Annotated in this window: 7 protein-coding genes and 1 pseudogene; 5 read left to right on the top strand and 3 right to left on the bottom strand. The window is 62.5% G+C overall.

Features of this window, described 5'->3' with window-relative positions; genetic code table 11:
* Positions 1 to 165: pseudogene (locus tag G552_RS16415) on the bottom strand (IS701 family transposase); the annotation flags it as partial.
* A 22-nt stretch (positions 166 to 187) separates the two neighbouring features.
* Between G552_RS16415 and G552_RS0113055 the strand changes: the two are divergent.
* Entirely contained in the window at positions 188 to 634 is a 447-nt protein-coding gene (locus G552_RS0113055; protein WP_027883419.1) for a hypothetical protein, read from the top strand.
* Positions 635 to 860: 226 nt separating this feature from the next.
* Positions 861 to 1,355: a Rab family GTPase gene (locus G552_RS0113050; protein WP_027883418.1), complete on the top strand. Its 495-nt coding sequence runs from the start codon at positions 861 to 863 to the stop codon at positions 1,353 to 1,355.
* Here G552_RS0113050 and G552_RS0113045 read toward each other — a convergent pair.
* A complete protein-coding gene (locus G552_RS0113045) occupies positions 1,352 to 3,250 on the bottom strand; it encodes a polyphosphate kinase (RefSeq protein ID WP_027883417.1) in 1,899 nt (632 codons plus the stop codon). The two genes, G552_RS0113050 and G552_RS0113045, sit on opposite strands and share 4 nt — an antisense overlap.
* 153 nt (positions 3,251 to 3,403) lie before the next feature.
* On the opposite strand from G552_RS0113045, the gene G552_RS0113040 reads away from it, so the two are divergent.
* The gene (locus tag G552_RS0113040; RefSeq protein ID WP_051195818.1) at positions 3,404 to 4,909 is read left to right on the top strand and encodes a Ppx/GppA phosphatase family protein; all 1,506 of its coding nucleotides are present in this window, start codon (positions 3,404 to 3,406) and stop codon (positions 4,907 to 4,909) included.
* A 35-nt stretch (positions 4,910 to 4,944) separates the two neighbouring features.
* Here the strand turns inward: G552_RS0113040 and proC are convergent, their stop codons facing one another.
* On the bottom strand, positions 4,945 to 5,727 hold the full coding sequence (proC, locus tag G552_RS0113035) for a pyrroline-5-carboxylate reductase (RefSeq protein WP_027883415.1): 783 nt from the start codon (positions 5,725 to 5,727) through the stop codon (positions 4,945 to 4,947).
* Positions 5,728 to 5,785: 58 nt separating this feature from the next.
* On the opposite strand from proC, the gene tsaB reads away from it, so the two are divergent.
* Together tsaB and G552_RS15565 are read left to right on the top strand one after the other, a co-directional pair.
* Entirely contained in the window at positions 5,786 to 6,316 is a 531-nt protein-coding gene (gene tsaB / locus G552_RS0113030; RefSeq protein WP_027883414.1) for a tRNA (adenosine(37)-N6)-threonylcarbamoyltransferase complex dimerization subunit type 1 TsaB, read from the top strand.
* On the top strand, positions 6,313 to 7,161 hold the full coding sequence (locus G552_RS15565; RefSeq protein ID WP_036270939.1) for a methyltransferase: 849 nt from the start codon (positions 6,313 to 6,315) through the stop codon (positions 7,159 to 7,161). The genes tsaB and G552_RS15565 overlap by 4 nt, the downstream gene beginning before the upstream one ends.
* Positions 7,162 to 7,257: the final 96 nt, after the last annotated feature.

The following is a 7,257-nucleotide window of genomic DNA, read 5'->3' as shown; positions in this document are numbered from 1 at the left end:
AAAGGCATCATGGGCGGGAGGGCTCTTCTCCTTTGGACTACAGCGAGCGGCCTCGGTACAGGTGAAGACCCGCTGAGCGGCGATGAGAAAGTGGATGTAGTCCAGGTCATCGCACTTCGGTGGGTTCATGGGCATCACCCCCTTTGGAGAAGCTTGGCTAAGCACTCTCCTCCTAGCACACAGAAGAATGTCCAGTCAACTGCAACTGCGTAACTCCTACGGCGATTTTGTGCGGGATTCCTTCGACCCAGAAGCAGGGCTCAACACGGTGAATTTTGGCGAGCGGGTGTTGGTGGTAGAGCAAAGCAGCCAGATTGTGTTGGCAGTGGTGGTGCAGGGCACTCCCCCTCCCCAACTTCAGGAGCGTCTGCAGGAAGCCATATTGGAGGTTCACACCCGCTTTGCCGGGGATATACGCAATTTTTCCGGAGATACTCACCCTTTCCAGGAAGCTCGCCCCATCCTAGAGCCCTTGCTGGAGACACGCTACATACAGCCTGAGCGCCGGCCTCAGTACATACCCTGGCTAGCACTGGGGGTATTGCTACTGGGGCTAGGCGGCTTCAGGCCAGCTGGCAGCCTTATCAATCTTTCGATCCGGAAATCGTGCTGCGGCGCATTCAAAAGCACCTAGACACCCCAAGCAGTGTCGAGCTTAGCTGGCGCAATGGGGTACTGGTGGTTGCTGGGCAGAGCACCCCAGCCTGGCTCAGCCGTCTACGCAATCTAGCTCCCCTGTTGGGGGTAGAGAAACTAGACGTAAGTCAGCTCAGACTTGAGCCCTTGCGCCCCGAGCCTTGACAAGCTTAGACTGCAAGCAATTTTTGCCGAGACAGCACAGCTACTTGGGAGGCACATAGGTGGTTCAGAAAAAGATCTGCATGCTGGGCGCATTCGCCGTTGGAAAGACCAGCCTGGTGGCTAGGTATGTGCACAGCATCTTCTCCGAGAAATATCACACCACCATTGGGGTCAAGATCGACAAAAAAGTTGTTGAGATAGATGGCCACGCGATTAGCCTGGTGCTCTGGGACCTCTACGGCGAGGATGCCTTCCTGCGGGTACAGCCTTTTTACCTGCGCGGCAGCTCAGGGTACTTGCTCGTAGCCGACGGCACCCGCCCAGAGACCCTCGAGATCGCCCAAAGCCTTCACCAGCGGGCCCAGGAAGAGCTTGGCCCTGTACCTTTCCTGCTTTTGGTCAACAAGCGCGACCTGCCCCAGAGCATCCCCGAGGCTAAGCTGGACGAGCTGAGGGCTTTGGGATGGGCGATTCGCTTCACCAGCGCAAAAACCGGAGAAGGCGTGGAGGAAAGCTTCGAGGCCCTGGCCCAGCGCTTGCTGCAACCAGCCTAGCTCAGGCGTTGCCCATCGTGTTTGCCACCCCAGCGCCGCTCCTGCCCTTCTGGTCTCAGGACAAAGCTGTTGCGGTCATCGGCGATCTGGGCCTGCAAAATCTTCAGCACTTTACGCCTAGCCCGGGCATCCAGGAGGGGAAAGAACAGCTCGTAGCGACGGTCTAGGTTACGCGGCATGGCATCAGCGCTACCAGCCCAGATGCGCCACTTCCCCCTGTTTTTGAAGGCCGCGATACGGGCATGCTCAAGAAAACGCCCTACCAAGCTCTTGACCTCGAGGTTCCCCTCTAGATCCCCTTTAGGGGTCCAAAGGACGGTAAGCGTACTGCGAATAATCAGGTTGACCCGGGCCCCCCGGTTCAGGGCCTCTTCCAGCGCAGCCAGGATGGCCGGGTCGGTCAGGTGGTTGAATTTCAAGATGATGTGGCCTTTCTTGTGGGCCTCTGCCCTAATCCCCTCCAGGAGCAGCTCGCGGATGGCCTCACCGGTGCGCAACAGAAAGAGTGCGGGCACCTGGCGGTTCTCCAGGGCGGTAAAGAAAGCCGCCACATCGGCGGTGATCTGAGGCTGGGCGGTGAAAAGGGAAAGGTCGGTATATAGCCGCCCGTTGAGGGGGTTATAGTTGCCCGTGCCCAGGTGGGCATAAAGCTGGTTTCCCCGGCGCACCAGCAGGGCCTTAGCGTGCACCTTTTTCTCCGGCAGAGGCAGCACCCGCACCCCTGCCCCGCTAAAGCGCAGGCTCCACTCCAGGTTGGCCAGTTCATCGAAGCGAGCCCGCCCCTCCAAGAGCACCGCCACATCCTTCCCCGCTTTGGCTGCCCGGATCAGGGCCTGGGCAATCCCGTTCTCCGTGCCGATGCGGTAGAGGGTGGCCCGTAGGGCCTCTACCTTGGGGTCTTGGGCAGCGGCCAGGGCGAACGCCTCCACCGCACCGTAGTCCTCGAAAGGATGGTAGAGCACCAGGTCGCGCCGGTTCAAATGGGCCCAGGGGTCTTTCTGAAAACCCTTGGGCTGGGCAGGCTCGAGGGGCTTGAAGCGGGTACTGGCTGGCCCGTTTTCTACAATAGCGGAAACAAAGCTCAGATCCAGAGGTGGGGGTAGACGGAAAACCTCCCAAGGTTCCAAGGCTAAGGCCGTCCGCAGGGTTTCGGCCCAGACTGCAGGAAAGTCTTCTTCCAGCTCGAGGTGGCTCACCTGGCCATCCAGGCGGGCCTCGAGGGCCTCTGGCAGCTCATCCCAGTCGGCCCGGGAACGGGCTAGCTGGGCTAGGCGCACCAGGCGAAACTCGTACAGCGGGCGTCTCTGGTCGCCGGGCAGGAATAAATCGCTGCGCATGCGCACCAGAGCCCCTAAGCGCACAAACCCCCCTTCCCGCCCCGGCACTGCCAAAAGCCGGGGCACGCTCTGGGGTAGGCGGATCAGGTGCTCCAACAGCCCCTCCCCTGCAGCGAAGTAGAGGGCCTGGCTCGCCAGCTCCTCCAGGGCCTCAGGCCGGATCAGGTCGGTTAGGGGAGCTACCTCCTCGGCGAGGTAGGCCCCAAAGTACTGCTTTTCGGCCCGGGTGAGCTGGGCTGGCTCGAGGATGTGAATACCCAGCCCCTCCAGTTCCTTTAGAAACTCCAAGTAGAGCCGGCTGGCCTCCTCGGTCTGTTCCAGGGCCTCGCCCATTAGGGCCTGGTAGGCAGGACTACCACGCCCCTCGGCGAAGGCCCGCGAGATACGCGCAGCATAGAATTCATCCATGTTAGCCGCCCAGATGGCCAAAAAGCGCAGCCTTTCTAGCAGAGGAAAGTCGGGCCGCTGGGTTTGCAGCAAAACCCGCCGGTTGAAGGAGAGCCAGCTAGCCTCCTGGTCGAGAAGGTGCGCCGTGTAAAAGGGCGGCTTCTTCCCCATCGCCTTCAAGTCTTTGGGGGCTTTGTCAGGGGAATGCAATGTCTTCTTGCTCTTTTTCTTCACTTCCTCGAGTCTATCGCATGCCAGGCCCCTTGCCTCTCCCCTACCCCGAGCAAGCTTGAGCCTAGTCTGCCGAGGCTCTACCATGGGGCGATGCAACGCTTGGGAATTGTGGACTTAGGATCGGGTACGGCCCGTCTAGTGGTTTACGCCTACGTGCCTGGAAAACATTTTCGCCTCATCGACGAGATTCGTGAGAGCGTGCGGCTGGGCGAGGGGCTGGCCACACAAAAGCGCCTCTCCCCTAAGGCCATGCAGCGAGCCCTATCGGCGCTGAAGCTCTACGCCGATTTTGCTAAAGCCACGGGGCTGGATCAGCTGAAAATTTTTGCCACCAGCGCCAGCCGCGATGCCGAAAACAGTGCCGAGTTCATGCAAGCGGTACAGCAACTGGGCTTGGATGTGCAGGTGCTCTCCGGCTCGGATGAGGCCCGCTACGGGGTGCTGGCCGCGGCCAACAGCTTTGGCTTTAGCGAGGCCTGGGTGATGGACCTAGGCGGGGGCAGCGCCCAGCTCTCGCGCATGCAGGCCCGTCGGTACCAGTCTGGGCAGGCCTATCCTCTGGGCGCAGTACGCCTAACCGAGCTGTTCCTGCGCTCTGACCCTCCCAAAAAGGGCGAGGTAGAGGACCTCGAGCGCTTTGTGCGCCACGAGATGAAGGCGGTGCTAGGCCAGATGCGGCAGGAGCCGCTGCCCTTGGTGGCTATGGGTGGCACCGTGCGCAACCTGGCCAAACTGGCCCAGCGCAAGAAGCGCTACCCCCTCGACCTGCTGCACGGCTACTTCCTTGAGCAAGCCGAACTGGAGGCGATAGTGGCCGACCTGCTCACACGCCGTACGGCAGAGCGGCGCACCTTAGAGGGGCTGCAGGCCGACCGTGCCGACATCATTGTGGCGGGGGGGGTGGTTTACCGCACCGTCTTGCGGGAGGCCGGGCTATCCGGTCTGTGGGTCTCGGGACAGGGGGTGCGTGAGGGGGCTTTCTACCAGGAGTTCCTCCCCCCCCCGCATCTGCTGAGCGATGTGCGCAGCTTTTTCGTGCGCAACCTCTTCGCCCACTACCCCCAGGAGCAGGGCCACACCGCCAGGGTGCGCCACTTCTCCCGCCTGCTTTTCCGCCATTTGCAGCCCCTGCACGGCTACGGCTCCGCCGAGGAGCGGCTGCTGGACGAGGCTGCCCTGCTACACGATATCGGCATGAGCGTAGGCTACTACGACCATCACAAACACGGCGAGTACTTGATTATGAATAGCGCCCTCCCTGGCCTAAGCCATCGCGAGCAGGTTCTGCTGGGCCTGTTGGTGCGCTACCACCGCAAGGGCGAGCCTAAGGCAGGGACTTACAAAGTCCTCTTGGAGGAAGGAGATAGCAAACGCCTGCTGCGCCTAGCCACCTTGTTGCGCATCGCGGAGTACCTCGAGCGCAGCCGAGCAGGGCGGGTCGAGGGCCTCGAGGTGACCATCGATCCCAAACAGGTGCGTCTAACCCTTCTGGCCCAGGAGGAGCCCTGGGTGGAAATAGCCGAGACCAGCAAGCAGGCCAAGCTCTTTAAGCAGGCCTTTGGGCGGGAATTACAGGTGGCCTGGAGCAAAGGCTGAGAAACGGCCCGAGCGAGAAGGAGGGTAGAGTGGCCTCACTCCTCCCGGCCCAACGCCTGGCCCCGCAGGGTGGCGGCCTCTACCGCCTCGATCAGCGCAGCCCGCACCCCTCGAGCCTCGAGGGCCGCCAAGCCGTAGATGGTCGTGCCCCCAGGACTACTCACCTCGTCTTTGAGTACGGCTGGATGCTTTTGGCGCAGTAGTTCACCTGTAGCAATCAACACATCGGCAGCCAGGCGCAGGGCCTGAGCCCGGGGGATACCCTGCTTCACCCCACCGTCGGCCAGGGCCTCGGCCACCACCGCCACATAGGCTGGAGCCGAGGCCGACATCCCCGTAAAGGCATCAAACAGCCGCTCGGGTAGGTCGTAGACGTCGCCCACCGTGGCGAAGAGGGCCCGGGCAAAGGGCAGGTCGCCCGCCTCCTCGGCCTCACGCGGACCCGTGATAGCGGTAGAGCTTTTACCGATGGTGGCCGCCAGGTTGGGCATGCAGCGCACCACCCGACGGGTGCCCAGGCGGCGGGAAAGCACCGCGGTAGAGACCCCAGCCATGATGGAGATATAGCCGACGTTGGGATGGGCAATCTGCGGGGCCAGATAGGCGATGTCCTTGGGCTGTACACTGATGAGAACCCGCTCACAGTAGCGTAAGTCCTCCAAGTGCAGGGGCTTCGCCCCCAGCTCCTGGGCTACCTCGAGGGTACGGCCAGGGGTATCCAGCACACCAATCTCATCGGAACTCAGCATCCCCGCACGCAAAACACCTTCCAGGATGCTCCTGCCCATCTTGCCCACACCCACAATGGCCAGCTTCATGGCCCCAAGTCTAGCAGCAAGCCTTCGCCATGCGCCAGGGTCGTTTTATACTCCGGGGGTGCTGGTGCTTGCCCTGGATACCGCCACCCCTTACCTGGTGCTAGGCCTGCCTCAGGCCGAACGGGCCATCCGTCTGGAACGCCGCCACGCCGAGGTTCTGTGGCGCGAACTCGAGGCCTTTTTGCAACAAAGCGGCATCCGGCGTCAGGATTTACAGGGCATTGCGGTGGGCCGGGGGCCCGGCTCCTACACCGGGCTGCGGGTGGGCATTGCCGCAGGCCTGGGACTGGCCCGGGGCCTGGGCCTACCGCTGGTGGGAGTGGATACCCTAGCCGGGGTGGCCCTGCGCTACCAGGGCCAGCTCACCGTGGCCCACACCACCCGCAACGGGCTTTGCTACAGCGCGCGCTACCAGGTGGAGGGCCGCGAGGCCCACCTGCTGGAGCCTCCCCGCCGTGCCCGGCTGGAGGAACTCAAGGCAGCAGGCCGGTTGGTGCTGGACCAGCCCCCTTCTGGACAGGCCCTAGCCCGGCTGGGGGCCCGCTTGCTCCAAGGTGGGGAAAAAGCGCTGGAACCCCTATACCTATGACCCTCGAGGCCTACCACACCCTGCGCCCGATTCCCGTAGCGGGAGGGCAGCTCTACAGCAAACCGGGGGCCCGCGGCCTGGCCGACCCAGCCTACGAGTTGCTGGCCCAGCATATCGAGCCTTTCGGCCAGACAGCCCTCGACCTGAATCCCGGTATCGGGCTGGTGACCCATGCCCTAGCGCAGCAGGGCATGGCCGTACAGGCCCTCGAGACCTCGAGGGCCTGCTTGCGCTGTCTCGAGGCCAGCTTTGCCGCCTCTTCCCAGATTCGGGTTGTGCGCGGCCTTCCCTGGGAAAGCCCGACAGGCGTTGCCGACCTGGTGGCCCTAGTTCTGCCGGCCCACCGAGGTAGCCGTTATGTGATGCTTTCCCTTCTGGGCGCAGCCCGTGCCATGCTTCTGGGGGGGCGGCTTTGGATCGCTGGCAACAAGGACAAAGGCTTCGAGCCTTACTTCAAGGCCGCTCAAGAACTGCTGGGCTTTGGCCTGCTGGTCGAACGCAAGGGCCCTTTTCGTGTAGCCGTGCTGGAGAAGGAGAAGCCTACCCCCAAGTTGGGCGAGGTCTGGGAAAACTTCCAGTGGAAGCGCTGGCGCTTTGCTTATCTGCCTGGGGTCTTTTCGGCAGGACAGCTCGACCCCGGCAGCGCCATGCTGTTGGAGGCCCTACCCCCCGAACTGGGGCACGTGCTGGACATCGGTGGTGGGTACGGAGCCCTCAGCCTTCCCCTACTAGAGCGGGCCCAAAGCCTGACCTTGCTGGAGGACGACTGGCCTAGCGTGCTCTCGGCCCAACAAAACCTAGGCCAGCAGGCCTCTGTACTTCACTCCGACGTAGACGAGGCCTGAACCCGGACAAACACATGTGAGACTCTAAGCTGGGATAAAAAGAGGGGAACCAACCAAGAAAGGAGGTTCCCCAGGTGCAGTTTACCACCGTTGGCC

This window comes from Meiothermus rufus DSM 22234, assembly GCF_000423425.1.
Classification (GTDB): Bacteria; Deinococcota; Deinococci; order Deinococcales; family Thermaceae; genus Meiothermus; species Meiothermus rufus.
Note: the sequence above shows the minus strand (reverse complement) of the source record. Positions and strands in the feature narration are given on the sequence as shown.